The sequence below is a fragment of the Streptococcus dentapri genome, assembly GCF_042649885.1.
GTDB classification, from domain to species: Bacteria; Bacillota; Bacilli; order Lactobacillales; family Streptococcaceae; genus Streptococcus; species Streptococcus dentapri.
The window spans coordinates 1-21182 of sequence record NZ_JBHSAC010000029.1 but is presented as its reverse complement, the minus strand read 5'-3'; the positions used below and the strand labels follow the sequence as shown (position 1 = coordinate 21182).

At 42.7% G+C, this 21182-nt stretch carries 11 protein-coding genes and 1 pseudogene; 10 read left to right on the top strand and 2 right to left on the bottom strand.

Translation table 11 applies throughout. The annotated features are described in order from the left end of the window. Nucleotides 1-570: 570 nt before the first annotated feature. Complete coding sequence (locus tag ACFOSE_RS03355; protein WP_380430491.1) at nucleotides 571-1230, bottom strand: HAD family hydrolase; 660 nt, start codon at nucleotides 1228-1230, stop codon at nucleotides 571-573. Between the two features lie 5 nt (nucleotides 1231-1235). Further along, a complete protein-coding gene (locus ACFOSE_RS03350) occupies nucleotides 1236-2888 on the bottom strand; it encodes an Rqc2 family fibronectin-binding protein (protein WP_380430488.1) in 1653 nt (550 codons plus the stop codon). A gap of 209 nt (nucleotides 2889-3097) precedes the next feature. Here ACFOSE_RS03350 and ACFOSE_RS03345 point away from each other — a divergent pair, with 209 nt between their 5' ends. From ACFOSE_RS03345 to ACFOSE_RS03300, 10 genes and pseudogenes are all read left to right on the top strand, one after another. After that, the gene (locus ACFOSE_RS03345) at nucleotides 3098-4285 is read left to right on the top strand and encodes a metallophosphoesterase family protein (RefSeq protein ID WP_380430485.1); all 1188 of its coding nucleotides are present in this window, start codon (nucleotides 3098-3100) and stop codon (nucleotides 4283-4285) included. Continuing rightward, nucleotides 4285-7455: an AAA family ATPase gene (locus ACFOSE_RS03340; protein ID WP_380430483.1), complete on the top strand. Its 3171-nt coding sequence runs from the start codon at nucleotides 4285-4287 to the stop codon at nucleotides 7453-7455. The genes ACFOSE_RS03345 and ACFOSE_RS03340 overlap by 1 nt, the downstream gene beginning before the upstream one ends. Before the next feature lie 441 nt (nucleotides 7456-7896). Further along, nucleotides 7897-8904: a tryptophan ABC transporter substrate-binding protein gene (gene trpX / locus ACFOSE_RS03335; protein WP_380430481.1), complete on the top strand. Its 1008-nt coding sequence runs from the start codon at nucleotides 7897-7899 to the stop codon at nucleotides 8902-8904. Between the two features lie 45 nt (nucleotides 8905-8949). Further along, a complete protein-coding gene (locus tag ACFOSE_RS03330) occupies nucleotides 8950-9816 on the top strand; it encodes an ABC transporter permease (RefSeq protein WP_380430478.1) in 867 nt (288 codons plus the stop codon). Beyond that, nucleotides 9813-10571, top strand: coding sequence for an ABC transporter ATP-binding protein (locus tag ACFOSE_RS03325; protein ID WP_380430475.1), 759 nt, complete (start codon nucleotides 9813-9815; stop codon nucleotides 10569-10571). Before ACFOSE_RS03330 ends, ACFOSE_RS03325 begins: the two co-directional genes overlap by 4 nt. 159 nt (nucleotides 10572-10730) lie before the next feature. Beyond that, on the top strand, nucleotides 10731-14051 hold the full coding sequence (gene rexB / locus ACFOSE_RS03320; protein WP_380430473.1) for an ATP-dependent nuclease subunit B: 3321 nt from the start codon (nucleotides 10731-10733) through the stop codon (nucleotides 14049-14051). After that, nucleotides 14051-17743, top strand: coding sequence for a helicase-exonuclease AddAB subunit AddA (addA, locus tag ACFOSE_RS03315; RefSeq protein ID WP_380430494.1), 3693 nt, complete (start codon nucleotides 14051-14053; stop codon nucleotides 17741-17743). The genes rexB and addA overlap by 1 nt, the downstream gene beginning before the upstream one ends. Nucleotides 17744-17933: 190 nt before the next feature. After that, on the top strand, nucleotides 17934-19442 hold the full coding sequence (gene gtfA / locus ACFOSE_RS03310; protein WP_380430470.1) for an accessory Sec system glycosyltransferase GtfA: 1509 nt from the start codon (nucleotides 17934-17936) through the stop codon (nucleotides 19440-19442). Next, nucleotides 19435-20754: pseudogene (gene gtfB / locus ACFOSE_RS03305) on the top strand (accessory Sec system glycosylation chaperone GtfB); the annotation flags it as partial. The gene gtfA and the pseudogene gtfB, both read left to right, overlap by 8 nt. 199 nt (nucleotides 20755-20953) lie before the next feature. Continuing rightward, nucleotides 20954-21181: a hypothetical protein gene (locus ACFOSE_RS03300; RefSeq protein WP_380430467.1), complete on the top strand. Its 228-nt coding sequence runs from the start codon at nucleotides 20954-20956 to the stop codon at nucleotides 21179-21181. The last annotated feature ends 1 nt before the right edge of the window (nucleotide 21182 follow it).

Sequence of the window (21182 nt, the reverse complement as noted above, 5' to 3'; positions counted from 1 at the left end):
CTCCTGTAGAGTACAGAAAACTGGCCGCATAAATGTGTTTTTCTTCTGTCCCATTATGTGGGTGCAGTGCCAAAGTCCTGCCTTTTTGTTTTGCTCTAGCTTTACCAGAATGACGAAAGGGTTCTTTTATCCCTTGCTAGGCAAGTGTAGCGGAAAACCTAATCAACTGTCATGACAAGGTCAAGAAGAGGCGTTAATAAATTATCAATAAGGGGTAGGAGGGAGGTTATTCCTCCAGTGATAGCCTGTAGAATGTTGATGAAGATAAAATTCTTGGATTATTTTCCATAATATCTCCTTCTTTGTGCTAGGTCAATAGTGGCTGATTTCGTTTAATTTTTTAAGAGAAAGTAAATGGATAATCTCATCAATAATAAAGGCTATATCGGTGACAAGGATGGATCCATTAGCTAAGAGAGGATAAGGACCTGGTAGACCTTTAACTTCATAAAATTTCCTTGAAGACTTTTAATTGGTCTAAGATAAGGAAAAATAGCCTTCTTGTTTGACGGGTTATAATAGATTTTTATCTGTAACCTAATCAAGTAAGTGGCTATTAATTTTGGATAATTAGGATTGAACTAGCAGGAGGGCTTTTAGCTCATCAAAGTCTCTGACAATGACATCGGCGCCGGCCGCTTCTAGTTCTTCTCGGCTGCCGAAGCCTAAAAGGAGCCCGACTGCTGGCAGGTGGTTTTGATGGGCCCCTTGGATGTCATGTTCACGGTCGCCCACCATAACACAGTGCTCAGGGTTGTTAATCCCTGCTTTTTTAAGGACGTGGGAGATGACTTGAGCCTTTGTACTGCGGCTGTCATCGAGGGTTGCCCCAGCAATCTGATCAAAGTAGTCTGTTAGATTGAAGTGGTCGAGAATCTGTAGAACAAAGGGTTGAGGCTTGGATGAGGCTAGGAGCAGCTGTTTGTGCTGAGCTTTTAAACTAGCTAGCAAGTCAGTAGCTCCTGGGAGGACCTGATTTTCAGCCCAGCCTTTTTTGGCAAAATAATAGCGGTAGTGATTGATAGCATCCTGAACTTGGGTATCTGAAAAGCCACAGAATTGCTTGAAGGAATAGCTCAGCGGTGGTCCGATAAATTTGTAGAGGTCTTTTTTATCAGTTACAGTCTTATCAAACTGTTTGAGAGCATAGATAAGGCTGTTAGTGATACCTTTTTCGGGATTGGTCAGTGTTCCATCTAGGTCAAAGATAATGGTCTTGTAAATTGTCATAAATTCTATTTGATTTTCATTTTGAGGATTTTGTCTTCATCTGGGGTCACGCGCAGGGTCTTTTGACCGGTATAGGTGACAAAACCAGGCTTGGCTCCACTAGGTTTGTGGAGCTTTTTATTATCAATCATATCGACTTGGACGAGGTTGGATAGGCGGGCCTTGGAATAATAGGCCGCCAACTCTGCCGCATCGGTTTTGACCTCATCAGAAGGATTTAAATTGTTTTTGATGATAACATGGCTACCAGGAATGTCCTTGGCGTGAAACCAGAGCTCGCCTTTTTTCGCCATTTTAAAGGTCAGTTCTTCATTTTGCAAGTTATTGCGCCCGACCATGATGATGGTCTGAGCATCACTGGCTAGGTAGCGTTCTGGTTTCTTGCGCTTGTGACGCTTGTCCGTTGAGCGGCGTTTCATAAAGCCAGTTTCAATCAATTCTTCACGGATTTCAGCGACCTCATCCAAGGAGGCTTGGGAAAGGGCTAACTCCACGCTTTCAAAATAGCTGATGGTCTGCTTGGTTTCTTCAATCAGCCCTTTGAGGTGTTTGACGGCCTCTTTGAGCTTTTGGTATTTTTTGAAATAGCGCTGAGCATTTTGGCTAGGACTGAGGCTGACATCAAGAGCAATTGTCAGTTTTTCATTAGTATAGTAATTGTCCAGCTCGACAGTATCTTGGTCATTTGGGACTTGGTTAAGATAGGTTGTTAACAGTTCCCCTTTTTGACGAAAATCCTCGGCTTTTTCGGTTGCATGGAGCTCCTGTTCTTGTTTTACCAGTTTTTTCTTATTTTTCTCCAATTCGTTTTGAACGCGGTGGATGAGGTCGCTAGCCTGTTGTGCCACGCGATCTTGTTCGGCTTTATCTTGATAGAAGTAGTCCATGAGCTCTGATAAGCTGTCAAAAACCTCTTTACTGTCACTAAAGTTCACAGCCACGAAACTCTTTTGGGTCAGATTAGGTTTTAGGGGGAGATTGAAGAAGGCGCGGAAGTTTTTTAGACGGTCGGTCTCCAATCGATTAGAGAGTTCTTGAGCGGTATCGCGTCCCAAGCCTTGAAAGAGTTTTTGCAGATTTTTAGGAGCAAGTTCCTGCGTTTGTAGTATTTCAAAGAGCTGTTCATCAGGAATGGTGAAGGGATTTTTGGAATCGGTCCTGGGTGGATCGATGTAGTTAAATCCGGGGAGAATGGTGCGATAACTGTTCTGAGAAAAACCAATATGCTTGATGGACTCAATAATCTTGCCTTCATTTTTATCAAGCAGGATAATGTTGCTATGCTTGCCCATAATTTCAATAATCAGAGTGACTTTGATGCTATCTCCGATTTCATTTTTATTGGAAATGGTCAGCTCCAGAATCCGGTCATTCTCCAGCTGCTGGACATCTTCAATGACAGCCCCTTGCAAGTACTTACGCATAATCATGGTATAGGTGTTAGGAGTTTGCGGATTTTGAAAGTCAGCCTTGGTGATCTGAATCCGACCAAAAACAGGATGAGCCGAGAGGAGCAGCTTATAATTTTGGCGATTGTTACGAACGCTCAGTACCAACTCATGCTCAAAGGGTTGGTTGACCTTTTGAATCCGGCCGTAGAGGATTTGATTGCGGAGTTCCTGAGTCAAGTAGTGTAAGAAAAAGCCATCAAAAGACATGGTTTCCTCCTTCTTTTTCGAGAATAACTATATTTATTATAGCATATAAAGCAAAGAAAAAACTGAACTCTGTTACAATAATGGGCTTTAAGTACAAATTAGATCGGGTGAGTCTTGCTCCTAGCTATAGTGATTAGTATCTGGTTTTTCAATCTCGTATTTGGGAAAAATGCTATAATAAAACTAGTATAGATTCTTTAGGAGACCCAATGAAACTCTTGCATACAGCGGACTGGCATATTGGCCGTCAGCTCAATAATAATGGGATTAGCCTGCTGGCTGATCAGAATTTTATGTTAAATGAAATCATTAGTATCGCTAAGCGCGAGGCTGTTGATGGTGTCATTATTGCTGGTGATCTTTACGATCGAGGCATGCCGCCAGTAGAGGCTGTTAAGCTCTTTGATGAGACCTTAACTCAGCTCTTGTTTGAAAATCAGATACCGGTTTATGCGATTACAGGTAACCATGACAGCGCCAAACGTCTGCAATTCGGTCAGGAATTTTTCAAGCGCCAGCATTTCCACCTAGTCTCCCGTCTAGATGACGCCTTTCAGCCTGTAGAGACTGATGAGGCTCAGATTTTTCTCTTGCCCTTTATCGACCCAATTGATGCTCGAATTTATTATCAAGACAAGGATATTCGTGATATCAAACAGGCGATTGAACGGATCGTAACTGATATGAAACCGCTGTTTAAACCGGATAAGGCTCATATTTTAGTGACACATTTTGCAGTTGCCAAGGGAAAGGACGATGACGCCTTGAGAGAACAGATGCTGTCCGAAACTACCCGCACCGTTGGTGGTCTTACGACACTAACTAGCGATCTTTTCGAGGATTTTGACTATGTGGCCTTGGGACATATTCATACCCGCTTTGCTAGTCCGACAGAAAAAATTGCTTACAGTGGCAGTCCTTTGATCTTTAACAAGGATGAGGCTAAACGCGGAGACATCAAAGGGGGCTACCTTTTGGAAATTTCTGCTGAGAGTTTCGAAAAAACCTTTATTCCATTGCCAGTCTACAAGGATTTTTTAGTCTTGGAGGCACCTTATCAGACCCTGATTTCCAAGGATTTTTATAATCAATATCCGAGACACCAAGTACGCTTTGCCTTTGAGATTTTAGTTGAAGATCGCAAAGAACTCGAAGGGATTAACATTCGAGCGCAGTTAGAGGAGATTTATGGAGAGGAGATTGTTGATCTGCGTATCCGTGAAACCAATCCTCGTGAGGTTAGCAGAAAGGTTAAGATTAGTCAGAAAGGTTCTGATCTATCCGATGATGTTTTAATTGCAAATTTTTTCCAAGAAATGACCGGTGGACAGAACCTGTCAGATTATCAAAAAGAAGTGATCACAGAGCTTCTGAGTGAGATCAAGGAGGAGAACTAATGAAACCAATTCGTTTAGAAATGACTAATTTTGGCCCTTACCGCGAGGCTGGCATTGATTTTTCAGCCTTAGACGAGAGTTCCCTCTTTTTAATTAGCGGACGGACAGGGGCAGGGAAATCCAGTATTTTTGACGCTATGACTTATGCGCTCTATGATGAAACTTCAAGCGATAAGCAGGTCAATGAATTGCGTTCGACCTTTGCTGATTTTCAAGATCCCAAAACAAAAGTTACTTTTTATTTTGAGCATCATAATCAGCTCTATCGAGTCAAGCGTGAGCTGGACTTGAAACCTAGGAAGAAAATCGAACGTGGCAAGGGAATTGGAACTGCTACCGCTAGTTTGACAGTGGTTGATAGCGTCGGTGGTCTGGAGCTTGATAAGCTGGCTGGCAAAGCCAAGGAGACCACTCAGGCTGTCGAGGCTCTTTTACAGCTGACAGCAGTTCAATTTAAACAGATTATCTTACTGCCTCAGTATCAATTTAGTCAATTTCTCAAGTCTTCTACCAAGGATAAGATTCCGATTTTACGGAAAATTTTTGGGACCCAGATTTTTGAAAGTTTTGAAAAACGCCTGATTGAAAAATGGCAGGCAGCTAATAAAAAACAGGAAGTTTTCAGGACCAATCTAGCTAATCAATTTACAAGCCAGATATGGACACAAGAAGAGCGTCAGGCTTTTGAAGGTCAGTCCGATGAGGAAAATCTTAAACGAGCACAAGATTTTTTGAGCAAGCAGCAAGAGGTGGCAAAACAGGACAAACTCACGCAAGCAGAAGCTAAAAAAAGAGCTAATCAAGCTGATAAGGTCTATCAGGAAGCGCAGAGTCTGACTGCAAGATTGCAAGAGCGTGCTGAGAGCCAGCTAAAATATCAGACAGAAATCCTAGATAAGAGAGACCTCTATCAAAGTAAGAGACAAGCGTTAAAAGAGTTCACTTTTGCGAGAGATCTAGCTGATTTGGTCGATAAGGAAAATGCTAAGCGAACATCTATCTCCCAGCTCCAGCTTTCCTTTGCCAAATTGCAGGAGCAAGTTGGTATCAAAAAAGAAGAGCTCCAACCTTTGGAAGACAAACTGGCAATTTTAGAAAAAGAACAAGCTCAGCACGAGGAACGTTATCAGTCTCTTCAAGTTTTAAACCTGCAACTCCATAGTGCTGAAGAGCTGGTCAAACAAGAGCAAGCTCAGCGGGCTGATCAAGAAGAATATTTTGAGATTCAGGAAAATTTAAAGAATCTGCAAGAGCAAAAAGCTTCCTTAGAGCAGCAACGAGAGGCGCTTGAAGCGAACAGGCTTAACTCTCAGCAACTAGAAGATAGTCGAGAATTGCTTCGTGTAGTCCAAGATCTAGTCAAGGATAAACTCCATAGTTGCCTAGCAAATTTAAGAGCTTCTAATGCTAGTTTGCAGGAACTAGACCTAAAATTGGCACAGGCAACTACTGAGCGTGAGCAAGTAGAGTCAGCATTTGAGAAACTGGCAGCAGATTTAAAGATCAAAAAACAAGATCAGCTCAAACTGATGATTGTTCAACTTCAGGCAGAATTGTCGGAAGGAGAGGCATGTCCTGTCTGTGGTTCCTTGGATCATCCGGTAGTTGAAACGGCTCAAGTTAAACAAGACCAGTTCAAAATGGTTATTCAAGCGGTGGAGGATTTAGAAAATCAACATTATCAGAAACAGCAGGAGCTTCATGCTATTCAGTTTAGTCAAGAGCAGCTGAGAGCAGACAGGGCTGCCAGACAGCAGGAAGAGATAGAATTGCAGGAGCAGCTGGCAATGGTCTATCGAAATTTGCAGGATTTAGCGGCGGCCAAACTACCTGATCTTACTTGGACAGAAGTCTACTCAGACCAACTAGGACAAGAAGTCTATCAGACCTTGAAAGAACAAGATGCTGACTTGCATAAAAAAGCTGAACAAGAAAAACAAGACCTTGAGCAACTGGCTGATAGTTTGAGTCAACTGACGACTAAGGAGCAAGAGCTGGCTAACAGAAAATACAGATTGGAAGGTCAGATCGGCATTAATCAGAAAGTCATTCAAAACCTGCAAGAACGCTTTCCTGACTTAGAACCAGCTTCTTATTACAAGAAGCAGATTAAACAGATTAAACAAGCTTATCAGCAATTTAGGCAGGAATTGGAAAACAGTCAAAGACAGGTCGCTGAGCATAAGGAGGACATTTCTAGCCTGCAGGGTCGCCTAGAGACAGAAGACGACCATCTTCAGAAGGAACAGTCTGAGTTGACAGATTTAGAGAAACAGTTGACAAGCGCTCTGGAAGCGGATTCCGCTTTGACTCACAGCCGTCAGGAGTTAGAGGGATGGATCGGGGCTGTTCGAATGGGAGAACGTGACCAGTTGCAGCAATGGTTGAGCCAGTATGATGAAAGACAGATTTTCTTAGAGGAAAGGCTAGCTAGCTTCAAGGATCTAGAAGGTCAGGCTCAACCAGATTTAGAGACTATTTTGATCCAAAAAAAAGCAGCAGATGATGGTCTGATTCAGGCTGAACAGGAGCAAACACGCAGCGACTATCGCTCCCAACAACTTCACCAGTTAGTCACTCAGATTCAAGAAATCACTGTTAATGCGGGTCAGCACTTCCAAAGTTTTAATCAATTAACCTCTCTTAAAAACATCATCAGTGGTACTGAGTCAGGCAGCCAACGTATTAAGCTGGAGACCTATGTGATGCAGGAATATTTGGAAGAAGTCTTGAATTATGCCAATGATCATTATATTGGACTCTTGAGTAATCAGCAGTTTGAATTTTTAATTTCAAAAGAGCAGTCGGGCAACAGCCAATCGGGACTGGATATCAATATCTACGATAGAGCCAGTAATAAGGAACTGCCAGCCAGTTCTCTATCAGGTGGTGAGACCTTCATCGCTTCTTTGGCTATCGCTTTGTCCCTATCCGAAGTCGTTCAAAATACCAGCAACGGTGCTCTGGTCGAGACCCTCTTCATTGATGAGGGATTTGGATCGCTGGATGAGGACACTTTAGACAAGGCCATTGCAGTATTAGAGCAGATTGGTCAAAACCGTATGGTTGGTGTCATCAGCCATGTCAAGGAAATGAAGGATAATATCCAGCAACAGCTCCTTATTGATAAGACCCCTGACGGCAGCAGTCATATTCGGATGGTCATTTGATTCCAAAGGATAGAAGTTAAAGCCAATCAGTTATCCAAGCTTCAATAATTAGGTGTAAAGTCATCGAAAATTCTCATTGACAAGGTTTTCAAAAAGTGTATAATAAAGCTAACAGAAAAAGTAAGACGTTGTGACTTTTAGGGAGCTTGTGGTTACTGGGAACAAGTAGTCAGGCGATTCTGAAATTGGACTGTTGACCTAGCTCAGCTAGGTGATGAGAGATGGGGATAACACATACTCCTCGGGTTTAGCATACCTTACCTTGCTAATCGTTGTTAGACGACAGAGATAAAGGGATTCAGTCCCTTTAATTGAGGTGGCACCGCGTGGACTACGCCCTCACACTCCTTTTGGAGTGTGAGGTTTTTTCGTTTGGTCTTATTCAGATTTTCTCATTTCTCTTATTTATTTTTCGTTATTATAACTTTTGGGAGGTTTTACATGAGCAATAAGCGTCTGTGGGCAGTTCTGTCCCTCTTGGCTCTTTTTACAGTGGGTTTAGTTATTCATGATGAACTCAACATTGATGGTTCGCCAAAGGACAAGCGAGTTGTCAAGGTCGGTGTGCTTCAATATGTGACACATGAAGCTTTGGATGATATCTATCATGGCATTAAGGATGAACTAGCCAAGGAAGGCTATTCTGGCAATAAGATCGAGATACAGTTTCTAAATGCCGAAGGTGATCAGTCGAAGATTTCAACCATGAGCAAGCAATTAGCTGACGGCGACAATGATGTTTTGATTGGGATTGCGACACCAGCAGCTCAAGGACTGGCCAATGCGACATCCGATACACCGGTTGTCATGGGGGCCATCAGTGATCCTGTTGGTGCTAAATTAGTCACTAATCTGAAGCGGCCCGAGGGCAATGTTACGGGGACGTCAAATCAGATTCCTATTGACCAAACAGTGGATTTGATTAGGACCCTAACGCCTAATACTAAGACAGTTGGTATACTCTATGCAAGCAGTGAAGATAATTCGGTATCTCAGGTAGAAGGTTTCAGCAAATCGGCCAAGGCTGCCGGCTTGGACGTTAAAATTTATGCAGTGCCTTCAACCAATGAAATCACTACAACAATGAATGTGCTTTCCAAAGAAGTGGGTGCTCTCTGGATTCCTCAGGACAATACTATTGCTAGTGCTTTCACGACAGTTGCATCAATTGCGCAGGCCAATAAACTACCAATTTATCCAAGTGTGGACACTATGCTTAAAGAAGGTGGTTTGGCTTCGGTTTATCAAAGTCAGTACCAGCTAGGGGTTGAAACCGGAAAAATTGCTGGACAAATTCTCCAAGGGAAAAAGGTGGCTGATGTGCCTGTTAAGGTAGTTGATACTGGTAGTCCAGCGGTCAACCTCTCGGTTGCTGATAAACTTGGTATTTCAATACCGGATTCTATATTGAAAGAGGCCAATAAGTCTGGCCTCGTCATTAAGAAGTAAAGAGATACTGGCAACAAGCCAGCTACTAAGAATAATAAGGAGATATTGATGATTTCAACGATTTCACAAGGGCTCTTATGGGCTATTCTGGGAATTGGGATTTACCTGACTTTCAGGATTTTAGATTTTCCTGATATGACGACAGAAGGGAGCTTCCCACTAGGGGGAGCAGTAGCTGTCACCCTAATTACTCAAGGAGTCAATCCTCTCTTGGCAACATTGGTCGCTGTCGGTTCGGGCTGTTTAGCCGGTTTTGCGACAGGATTGCTCTATACTAGGGGCAAGATTCCAACCATACTAGCAGGGATTTTGGTTATGACCTCCTGCAACTCAGTTATGCTGATGATTATGGGTCGCTCAAATTTAGGACTGCTCAATCATAAACTCTTGCAGGATTACCTGCCTTTTAGCAAGAACCTCAACCTCTTGCTGCTGGGTGTTATTGTGGTGATCTTGGTTATTACCCTGATTATTTTCTTCCTCAATACCCGTTTAGGACAGGCTTATATTGCAACTGGGGATAATCGCGAAATGGCCCGTAGTTTTGGGATTAACACGGATAATATGGAACTGATGGGTCTAGTTGTATCAAATGGTATTATCGCCTTAGCAGGGGCCTTGGTCAGTCAACAGGATGGTTATGCGGATGTCTCAAAGGGCATCGGGGTTATCGTCATCGGTCTGGCCAGCATTATCATCGGTGAGGTTATGTTTGCTAATCTGACAATGTTGGAGCGCTTTTTGGCTATTATGATTGGGTCAGTTCTCTATCAAATTCTGATCTGGGCGGTGGTAGCACTTGGTTTCAACACCAATTACCTCAAGCTTTTCAGTGCCTTGATTTTGGCCATTTTCCTGATTGTGCCAAGACTCAAAGAAAAATTCTTTAAGGGGGTTAGGTTAACACGATGACAAAAATTGTAGAACTAAAAAATGCTACGGTCGCTGTTAATAATGGCTATGATGATGTCAAAGTCATTTTGGACGATATAAGCCTGAATATCTATGAGCACGATTTTTTGACTATTCTGGGTGGCAATGGTGCCGGTAAATCCACCCTTTTTAATGTGATTGCAGGAACCTTGATGTTAACTAGCGGTAGTATCTCTATCATGGGTGATGATGTGACCCATCTCCCCGCTCAAAAACGGGCCAAATATCTGGCGCGTGTCTTTCAGGATCCCAAGATGGGGACAGCTCCTCGTATGACGGTTGCTGAGAATCTTTTGGTAGCCAAATATCGTGGAGAAAGTCGCGGTCTAACACCACGTCGCATTCATAACTTCCGTAAGGAATTTCAAGGGCTGGTTGAGCAGATTGGCAATGGCCTGGAAAACCATTTAGAGACTCCGACAGGTTTCCTATCAGGTGGTCAACGTCAAGCTCTCAGCCTTTTAATGGCAACCGTTAAGCGTCCTGATCTCTTATTATTAGATGAACATACAGCAGCGTTGGATCCTAAAACCAGTCAGTCGCTGATGGAGCTGACTGATAAGATTATCGAGCGGGATCACCTGACTAGTCTCATGATCACTCATCACATGGAGGACGCCCTCAAATATGGCAACCGTCTGATTGTCATGAAGGAGGGTAAAATCATCAAAGACTTGGATGAAACTGCCAAAGCTCAAATGACTTTGAATGACTACTATGCCTTCTTTGAATAAAGTATGGATAATTTAAGATCAAAAGATTGGAAAGGAGATTGCTTATTAGAGGAGTCAATCCTCTTTCTTTTTTGCTTGCAAGATTAGATAGCTAGGAATTTTTTCTAAGTCCTTTTCTATGCTATAATAAAAGATAGTTAATGGGCTAGGGGGGCTTTGATGCGATTACTTTATACCGATATTCGGAATCATTTAACAGATCAATTAGCAAATTTGGCAGCCGACTATGCTAGAGCAGGACATCGGGTCTTTTATATTGCGCCCAATTCCCTATCTTTTGAAAAGGAACGTCGTGTGCTGGAACGCCTGCCAGAAGGGGCTTCCTTTGCGATTACGATCACCCGCTTTGCCCAGATGGCACGTTATTTTGTCCTCAATGATATCTCAGATAAAAAACCATTGACGGAGACTGGTCTGAGTATGATTTTTTTCCGTGTCCTTTCTCAATTAGAAGAGGGGCAGCTCAAACTTTATGGCAGTCTCAGAAAAGATCCTAATTTCATTAAGCAGTTGGTGGAGCTTTATCAGGAACTCCAGCGCTCCAATTTGACCATTTTTGATTTGGATAAATTGGAGTCTGATTTCAAATATCAGGATTTACTGACCATTTTTAGCGCCTTTTATCAAGTCTTGCAAGAGGAAAATTTTGAATCGCAGACCAAGATTACCCAATTTCTGGCGCATGTTGAAGAAGGTCAGCTAGATCGGGAGTTGAAAAAACTAGTCCTGATTGTCGATGGCTTCAGTCGATTTTCCGCCGAAGAAGAAGCACTGATTACTGCCTTGCATAATAAGGGGGCAGAGATTCTTATCGGGACTTATGCCAGTCCCAAGGCTTACCGAGCTAGTTTTTTAGGGGGAAATCTCTATCAGGCTAATGTTGAATTCCTGCTCGGGTTAGGACAAAAGTTTAAGGTCAAAGCTGAATGGATTGGGCAGAAAAAAGATGATGCTCTTGCCCATCTATCAAATGCCCTAGAGGCACGGCATGACTTTTCCAATCAACTGCCTCAACTATCTGCAGCAGATAAAAAAGCTATTGCAATCTGGGATGTAGTCAATCAAAAAGAAGAAGTAGAGCATGTGGCCAAGGCTATTCGTCAAAAATTACAACAAGGTGTTCGTTATAAGGATATTTTGGTGCTTTTGGGTGATGTGGAGGCCTACCAGCTCCAGATTGGTAAGATTTTCGATAAATATGATATTCCCTACTATTTTGGCAAAGCTGAAGCGATGAGTCACCATCCTCTTGTCAATTTTGTTGAGAGCTTAGCGCGAATTAAGCGTTATAACTTTCGAGCTGAGGACGTCTTAAATCTTGTTAAATCGGGCTTGTTTAAGGACTTGTCGGAATATGAGATCGACAAGTTTGAGCAATATGTTAAGTACGCTGATATCAAAGGACGAAGTAAGTTCAGTCGAGATTTTACGGCTAATATCCAGCAGGGAGTGGATGGAGCCGGTCAAGCTCGCTATAAATATGACTTGGAGCAGATTAATCGTACTCGCCAATCAATTATAGAGCCCTTGACAGAGCTTTTTAAAAGTCGAGGTCAGCTAGGCCAAAACCTAGTGTCCAATAAATTTTTGCCTTTCTTAGAAACCATTAAGCTGGCTGAAAACATGACCCAGCTGACTCAGGGACGCTCAGAGTTGGCTATCGAAAAAGAGGGGGAAGTCTGGAAGACTCTGAGCGACCTTTTGCAGGAAATCTACGAAATTTTTGGTGATGAGAAGCTCAAAATCGATGATTTTCTCGCTCTTTTGCAGACAGGCATGCAGGCCAGCAACTACCGACTGGTACCAGCAACTGTAGATGTTGTGACAATCAAAGACTACGAGCTGATTGAACCCCACACCAATCGTTATGTTTTTGCTATCGGTTTGAGCGCTGGTAATTTTCCCCGTCTTCATAAAAACAGCAGCTTGATTACTGACAATGAGCGCAGCCAACTGAATGAAAAGTTGACTGGTCAAGGCTTTTTTGAACTTGCCGATCAGGAAAATGTTAAGAAGAATCATTCAGCCCTGATTTCCCTTTTGAATTCAGCAACCGATGAGCTGGTCTTGTCTGCTCCTCAGATTGTTAATGAGAATGAAGACAAGCCCTCTCCCTACCTGCAAGAACTGTTAGATTTAGGAATAGAACCTATCAGTAAGCGGGCTGCCTCTTTTGATGTGACAGCTGATGATTTGGGAACTTACAAGGCTCTACTTTCGCGCTTGATTGAGGCCAACCACTTGGCAGAAGCAGCGGATTTGGATCAGGAGGAACAGACTTTCTGGTCAGTTATGGTTCGTCGTTTACGCCAAAAGTTAGACCAAGGTCAGATTGAGATCCCAATCATCAACAATGACCTTAAGATTGAGCCCTTGTCACCAAATACTTTGGCTATTCTTTATCCTAGCAATCAGCCCTTGCGGCTGTCTGCTTCTAGTCTAATGAGCTTTTATAACAATCAATACGCTTATTTTCTGCGCCATGTCCTGCGTTTGGAGGAGGAGGATTCAGTTCATCCAGACTTTCGTAATCATGGGGTATATCTCCATAAAATTTTTGAGAAAGTTATGGCAGAAGATCAGACAGAAGATTTTGACAGTAGACTGGAGCGCGCCATTGACGAAGTTAGTCGAGGTGACCTTTATCAAACCCTCTATCATTCGGATCAGGAAGGGTGTCTGACACAGGATATTCTTTTGGATATCGCCCGCAGTACTGCGATAATTCTGAAAAACAATGACAATGTGCAGGTGTTGGATAAGGCTAGCGCTAAACACTATCTAGGGACAAGCGATTGGCAACAAATACCTAGTGGGTCCAAGGCCTTAGAACTTAATTTCGCTTATCAACTGTCTATTAGTGACCAGCGCAAGTTAGAGATTCGCGGTCAGATTGATCGAGTGGATCAGCTGCGTTTTTCAGATAGTCTAGGAGTTGTTGATTATAAATCGGGAGATCAGAAATTCAATCTGGGTGATTTTTATAATGGCTTAAGTCCACAGCTCCTGACCTATATGCTAGCCCTGCAGGAGCGGATGCCAGCTGATTACCAAGCTCCCATATTTGGTGCTATGTACCTGCATATGCAGGATCCAGAATTAAAACTTAAGGACTTGGCAAGTTTGGATGATGCTGCTCAAAACATGACCAAATCCTTCAAATACCAGGGTCTCTACAATGCTGAAGAAGCAAAACATCTAAATAAGTATTACAATACCAGTAAGACAAATAATTTTAGCCAGCAAGAATTAGAGCTTATGCTGGATTACACAAAACGCCTTTACCAAGAAGCAGCTCAAACGATACTATCGGGACGGTTCGCTATCAATCCCTATACCAAGGATGGTCGCTCAGTTCAGGGGGAACAATTGAAAAACATTACGGGCTTTGAAGCGGATCTGCACATGAAATATGCTCGACGGCTCCTCAAGGGCAAACGAGAGGATTACCTAGACCGAATGAAAGGGGGAGAAGATTGATGAGACCTATTCCATTTTTGAGTGATAGTCAGATTGAAGAGTTGAAAACGCAAGAATCAATCAACAGCAAAAAGGAAGATCGTTTGCCCAGAACCTCTGAGCAAATTGAAGCTATCTACAGCAATTCGACCAATATCCTTGTTTCGGCATCTGCTGGCTCGGGTAAAACCTTTGTCATGGTTGAGCGTATTATTGATAGTCTAAAGAGAGGCGTCAAGATTACTGAACTGTTCATTTCGACCTTCACTGTTAAGGCGGCTGGTGAGCTCAAAGAGCGGATTGAAGCCAAGCTGATTAAGGAAATTGCCAAAACAAATAATCTGGAGCTTAAGCAGCATTTGTCTGCTCAGCTGACCGACCTACAAAATGCCGATATTGGGACCATGGATGCCTTCACGCAAAAGTTGGTCAATACTTATGGCTATAGTCTGGGAATCTCTCCTAATTTTCGGATTATGCAGGACAAAAGCGAGCAAGATATTTTGAAAAATGACGTCTATGCAGATCTCTTCGACAGTTATATAACGGGAGCTGATAGCGATCTTTTCAAGCAGACTGTTCGCAATTTTACGGGGAATCGTAAGGACTCCAGTGGTTTTCGGGCAGCAGTCTATGCCGTCCATAACTTTAGCCAGTCAACAGCCAATCCTAGCCAGTGGTTGGAGGAGATTTTTTTAAAAAGCTATGAAGAAGATTTTGAACAGCAGACTCAAACCTTTTTATCTCCTTACTTAAAGGAGCAGGACTTTAACCGCCAAATTGAGCAGACCTACCACTTTTTCCAAGATCATGTCAACGCAGTGCGCCAAGAATTTCAAAAGTCCTATAAATATTTGGATAAGGTAGATGAACTGCTGGAGCGTCTGCGCGAAATTGATCTCTCGGCTGATCTGCCCCTTCTCAACCAACAGATAAAAGCGGTGAGCGTGCTTTCTAAAAGTCTCACCATGCGTATTGGTAACAGTAAGGATGAAACCCTCAAGGCCTTTGCCTCAGATTATAATAAGGCGCGTCCTCAGTATTTAGCTCCTTTGCTAGAACTGGATGGCGCACTCTCAACGGTGCTTATTTTAAAAGACTATCAGCCGCAGGCTCTTCCTCTTTTAAAATTGCTTCGCGCCTTTGTCAAAGACTTTTCAGAACAATACTTGGAGCGCAAAAAACAGGAAAACACCTTTGAATTTAGTGACATTGCCCATTTAGCCATCGGTATCTTAGAGCAAGATGAACAGATCCGTCAGCTCTATCAGCAGAAGTACCATGAGGTTATGGTCGATGAATATCAAGATAATAACCATATGCAAGAGCGCTTATTAGACCTTTTATCCAATGGTTATAATCGCTTTATGGTGGGAGACATTAAGCAATCAATCTATCGTTTTCGTCAGGCTGACCCCCAGATCTTCAAGGATAAATTTGAAACCTATGATACTCTTGAGACCTTTGATCTCAAGAACAGTCAGGGGAGACTGATTGTGCTCAAAGAAAATTTCCGCAGTCATGTGGAAGTATTAGATGCAACCAATGATGTCTTTACCCGTCTGATGGATGAAGACTTAGGCGAAATCAATTATGACCTACCCCACATGCTAGTGGCGGGCAATACAGAAAAGAGCCAGCCCAGTCCAGCTAACCGTACCCAGGTGCTGATTTACGATGAAGACCGGACAGATGATAGAACTCAGGAAAACTCACAGCGATTGGAAGATTTGCCAGCCTCGACAGAATTATCGGTCGGTGAAGTCCAACTGGTAGTTAAGGAAATCATTCGCCTGCATAAGGAAGAAGGAGTTGCCTTCAACGATATTACCTTGTTGGTACCAACAAGAACCCGAAATGCCAATATTCTAACGACCTTTGAGCAGTATGGTCTACCCCTGGTCGCTGAAAGTGGTACTGGGCATTATCTCAAATCCATTGAAATTTTGGTCATGCTGGATACCTTTAGAACGATCAATAATCCCTTACAGGACGAGTCTTTAGTGGCTCTGTTGAAATCCCCAATGTTTAGCTTTAATGAGGACGAGTTGACCCGCCTCTCCTTGCAAGCTGAGCACGGCAATTTCTATGACAAACTGCTTCTGACTTTGGAGCAAACAGGGCAGCATCCAGAACTGATAGAATCAAACCTCTATCAAAAGACCAAGGGCTTTAAGCAGGTATTGGGCAGTTGGCGCCGCTTTGCCAAGACCAACAGTCTGCACGATTTAATCTGGAAGATCTACAATGATAAGTTCTATTATGATTATGTGGGGGCTCTGGCCAATGGTCAACAGCGACAGGCCAACCTCTACGCTCTTACTATTCGAGCCAATCAGTTTGAAAAAACAGGATTCAAGGGACTGCCCCGCTTTATTAATATGATTGATAAAGTCATTGCGACCGATAATGATTTAGCAGATGTTGAGATAGCTTTGCCCAAAGACGCTATCCAACTGATGACAGCTCATAAAAGTAAGGGACTCGAATTTAAGTATGTTTTTTTACTCAATCTGGATAAGGCCTTTAACAAGACAGACCAGCAACAAAAACTCGTGCTTAGCCGTTATAATGGTATTGGTATTCAATATCAAGCCGACCTAGCGGATCGCTTTCCGCAAGCTGAACTTGACCATATTAAGGTAGCTATGGAGACCTTACCTTACCTCATCAATCAGCGCCAACTCCACCGCGAAATGCTCTCTGAACAGATGCGCCTTCTCTATGTAGCCATGACACGGGCAGAGAAAAAACTCTATCTAGTCGGTAAGGGCAGTCGAAACAAGCTGACCGAGAAATATGAAGGCAGCAGAGAGCACGGTCGCTTAACCATCGCTGCCCGTGAAAACTGGACCAGTTTTCAAGATTGGCTTCTAGCGATCGCCCAAAATTTTAAGCAAGATCAGTTAGCCTTTGATGTGACCTATATTTCAGATCAAGATTTGCAAGAGATAGAACCTTTGACAACGAGCCTGCCCTTTGATGCAGATGATGTGAACAATCAACGCCAATCCGAGACAATTACTGAGGCTTTAAATGCCCTAGAAAATGTTGAGAAGCTCAATAAAACTTATCAGGCTGCCATCAATCTGCCAACTTTACGGACACCTAGTCAAATCAAGCAATTCTACCAACCCGTTTTAGAAGATGAGGGGCTTGATATTATGGAAAAAAAACCAAAGGCTGCTACCTTTGATTTACCAAGCTTTGGGAAATCAACAGAAGTGACTGGAGCAGCCCTTGGTTCTGCTACCCATGAATTGATGCAGCGGATTCCCTTGACAGCAGAAGTGACCGTGGCGGACTTGCGCAAGGCTTTGGCACAGGTCCAAGCTGAGCCTACCCTTAAAAAGCAGATTGACTTGCAGAAATTAGCTGACTTTTTTGCCCAAACCTCTTTAGGTCAGGAAATTCTGGCCAACCAGACTCGAGTTGTTCGAGAAGCTCCCTTTGCCATGCTGCATGAGGATGCTGAATCAGGTGAGAAGATGGTCATCCGGGGGATAGTCGATGGCTTTATCCGCTATGATGATCATATCGTCCTCTTTGATTACAAGACCGACCGTTACCGACATTCCAGTGATTTGGTTGAACGCTACCGCGCTCAGATGGGCCTCTATGCTAAAGCGCTGCAGCAGTCCTTTGGTATAGAACAGGTCGAAAAATATTTGATTCTGCTTGGCGGCGAGCAAGTGGAAGTCGTCTCGGTTTAGCTTTAAAAATTGATAAATATTAGCCTATTAAAAATAAAGAGAAGCATAATCATCAGAATTGTGATAACATGGTGGGTAGAGAAAATCAGCCTGTCCCAGAGTCCATGATCCAAGGAATAGTGGGTAACAGTTGTATTTCCATCCAGCCTTAGTCGGCCACAAAAAAAATTACTTAGAAGGAAAGGTCACTATGACAGTTTATAATATCAATCTTGGTATTGGTTGGGCTTCAAGCGGTGTAGAATACGCTCAAGCCTACCGCTCAAAAGTCTTTAAAAACCTTGGAATAGATGCCAAGTTCATCTTTACCGATTTCTTCAGTCAGGACAATATCATTGATATGACGCGTAATGTCGGTTTTGCGGACGATCAAATCATCTGGCTCTATACCTATTTCACAGATCAAAAACCAGCTGCGACAATTTTTACAGAGCAGGACTTGAAAGCCCAATTTACACGCGATATTATCAAAGAAGACCGTGAAGCTCGCTTGGTCCGTTTCTACTTTGGTGATCGTGACTTTGCGACAGCTTATTATTGTCGTAACAGTAAAACTTTAATTCACCGTGTGGAGTTTGTTTCTAACGGGAATTTGGTGCGCAAGGATTTTTACAGTAGTGATGTCCGCTCCTTCACAGAGTACTATGCGCCCAAGGATAATGCGGCGAAACTCTATAAACGCAGTTTTTACAATGTTGATGGTAGTGTTGCCTATGACGAAATCACAGATGGAGACCAGCCTTTCTATCGTTTCCCAAATTATATTCTCAACTCTAAAGAAGAATTAGTGGAACATTTTATGAAAGAGCTGCAGCTGAGTGCGGATGACTTGGTTATTTTGGATCGTTCAACTGGTATTGGTCAGTCGGTCTTTCGCCATGTTAAACCAGCTAAATTAGCCGTAGCTGTCCATGCCGAACACTTTAGCGAAAATGGTACGAATGACCATAATGTGCTTTGGAATAACTACTATGATTTTCAGTTTACCAATGCTGACAGTGTCGATGCCTTTATCGTAGCTACTGATCGGCAAAGGGAAATCCTAGCAGAACAGTTCCTCAAATATAAGGACATCCAACCCAATATTGTCACTATTCCAGTCGGTAGTATTGATGAACTTAAAGAGCCTAAGAGCCCCCGCATACCTTTCTCAGTGATGACTGCTTCACGTCTAGCCAGTGAAAAGCATGTCGACTGGCTCATCAAGGCTGTGGTTGATGCTCAGCGCTTCATACCAGATATCAATTTTGATATCTATGGTTCTGGAGGAGAAGAGGAACGTCTTCGTCAAATTATTGAGGAGAACAAGGCTCAGGACTATATCCAGTTGCGCGGTCACCACGACCTATCCCATATCTATATGCAGCACGAAGTTTACTTATCTGCTTCTAAGAGTGAAGGCTTTGGTCTGACCCTGCTAGAAGCTATTGGATCAGGTCTGCCTTTGATTGGTTTTGATGTGCGCTACGGAAATCAAAACTTCATCAAGGACGGTGAAAATGGCTACCTAATCCCAATTTCTGAATTGGATAGCGATGCGGAAATTATTGATAACTTGAGCATGAAAATTGTTGAAATCTTCACCCAAGCATCCCTAGATCAGATGCACCGTGCTTCTTATGATATGGCTAGAGATTACCTCACAGATAAGGTTGAAGACAAATGGAATCAATTGATTAAGGAGATGACCAATGATTAATCTATTTGAAAACTATGACCAAGACAGTTGGGATTTACACTATTCTCTTATTCTGTCGGGTTATCAGAGTACAACCATTGCCATCAATGACAATGGCTTCTTACCTGATGATGTGACCTCACCTTTCCTTTTCTTCACAGGTTTCATCAATGCACAAGGCAAACCTCTGCATTTTAATGAGATTCCTGTCCCTAAGTTTTGGGAAATCAAGGGGACCAATACCAGCGGTGAAATCTTTGATCTCAATAAAAAAAGAGCCAATATCCATTTTTCTAAGCCTACTCATCACCGTTTTGTCCAAAGTGTTGACTGGCTAAATGAAGCTGGTAGCGTCCGCAGTACGGACCACTATAATAAGTATGGCTGCCGTTTTGCCCAAACGGTTTATAACAGTCTGGGACAAGCCATCCAAAAATCATATTATGACAGAGAAGGCAAGGAAGTCTTAGTTGAAAACTATGTCACCGGCGACTTGATTCTTGAACACGAGGAAAAGATTTACATCTTTAAATCCAAGGCTGATTTTGTAACTTATTATATTCAGGCTTCGGGCTATGACCTAGATCGTATCCTCTTTAACTCATTAGGAATACCTTTCTTGGTCAAATATCAGCTCAATCTTCCTGGTGAGGATGTTCTCTTTTGGCAAGAGCCTATTGGTGATAGTATTCCTCGTAATATGGAACTTTTGCTTGAACAGTCGGCTGTTCGTAAGAGCAAAATTATTGTCCAAGACCGTGATACCTATGAGAAAATTCTGAAACTGGTGGCTCCTGAGCAGCGAGCTTTCTTTACCTATGTTGGTCTGCTCTATCCTTTTCAACGTGAGAACCGTGCCCGCAAGGAGGCCTTGATTTTAACTAATTCAGATCAGTTGGAATATGTAGAAAATATCATTGAGGACTTTCCTAATATGACCCTGCATATTGCAGCCATTACGGAGATGTCCAGTCAGCTCCTAAGTTTGGGACGCTACAGTAATGTTCATCTCTATCCTAATGTGACCAATTTGACGGTTCGTCAGCTATTTGCTCGCTGTGATCTTTATTTGGACATCAACCAAGGCAGCGAAATTCTCGCCGCTATCCGTACAGCTTTTGAAAGCCGTCAGCTGATTCTTGGCTTTAAGGAGCGCATGCACAATTCTCGCTACTCAGCACCTGAGCTTTTCTTTAACCTGTCAGATTATGCCGGCTTTAGGGATAAACTGCGCAATGTTTTGGGCAATCAGGCCGCTATAACCCTAGACCTTCAATCGCAGTATAAGGCAGCTAACTTAGCCATGCCTGAAGACTATAAACGTGAATTAGGATAGGCTATCAGTGATCTCAGACATTGGACGCTGTTTGGGAGTACACCAACGAATAAAAAAAGTCGGATCCCCACCGGCTTTTTTTTTGCTGAGTTTATAAAGTCCATTACAAAATCCAATGAGAAACGTATATTGATGGTGAAAACTGATCAGATTCTAATAATCATAATGAGATTTAAGTCAAATACAAGGAGGTTTTATGGCAAGAAGCAAAACAAAGTCCAAAGCCCTATGGATGGGACTTGGCAGTTCTATTGGTATTATTGTCCTTATTTTAGGAATATCAGTAGCACCACTAGCTAAAAATGGTAATGGATTGGGAAAGAGCTCGGCTCAACATTCTAAGCTTTTGTACTGGGTGAATACGGCTATTCCATGCAGGGAAAGGAGGTTGAGAATCTTTATCAGCAGACTGAGGAAAATTTAAA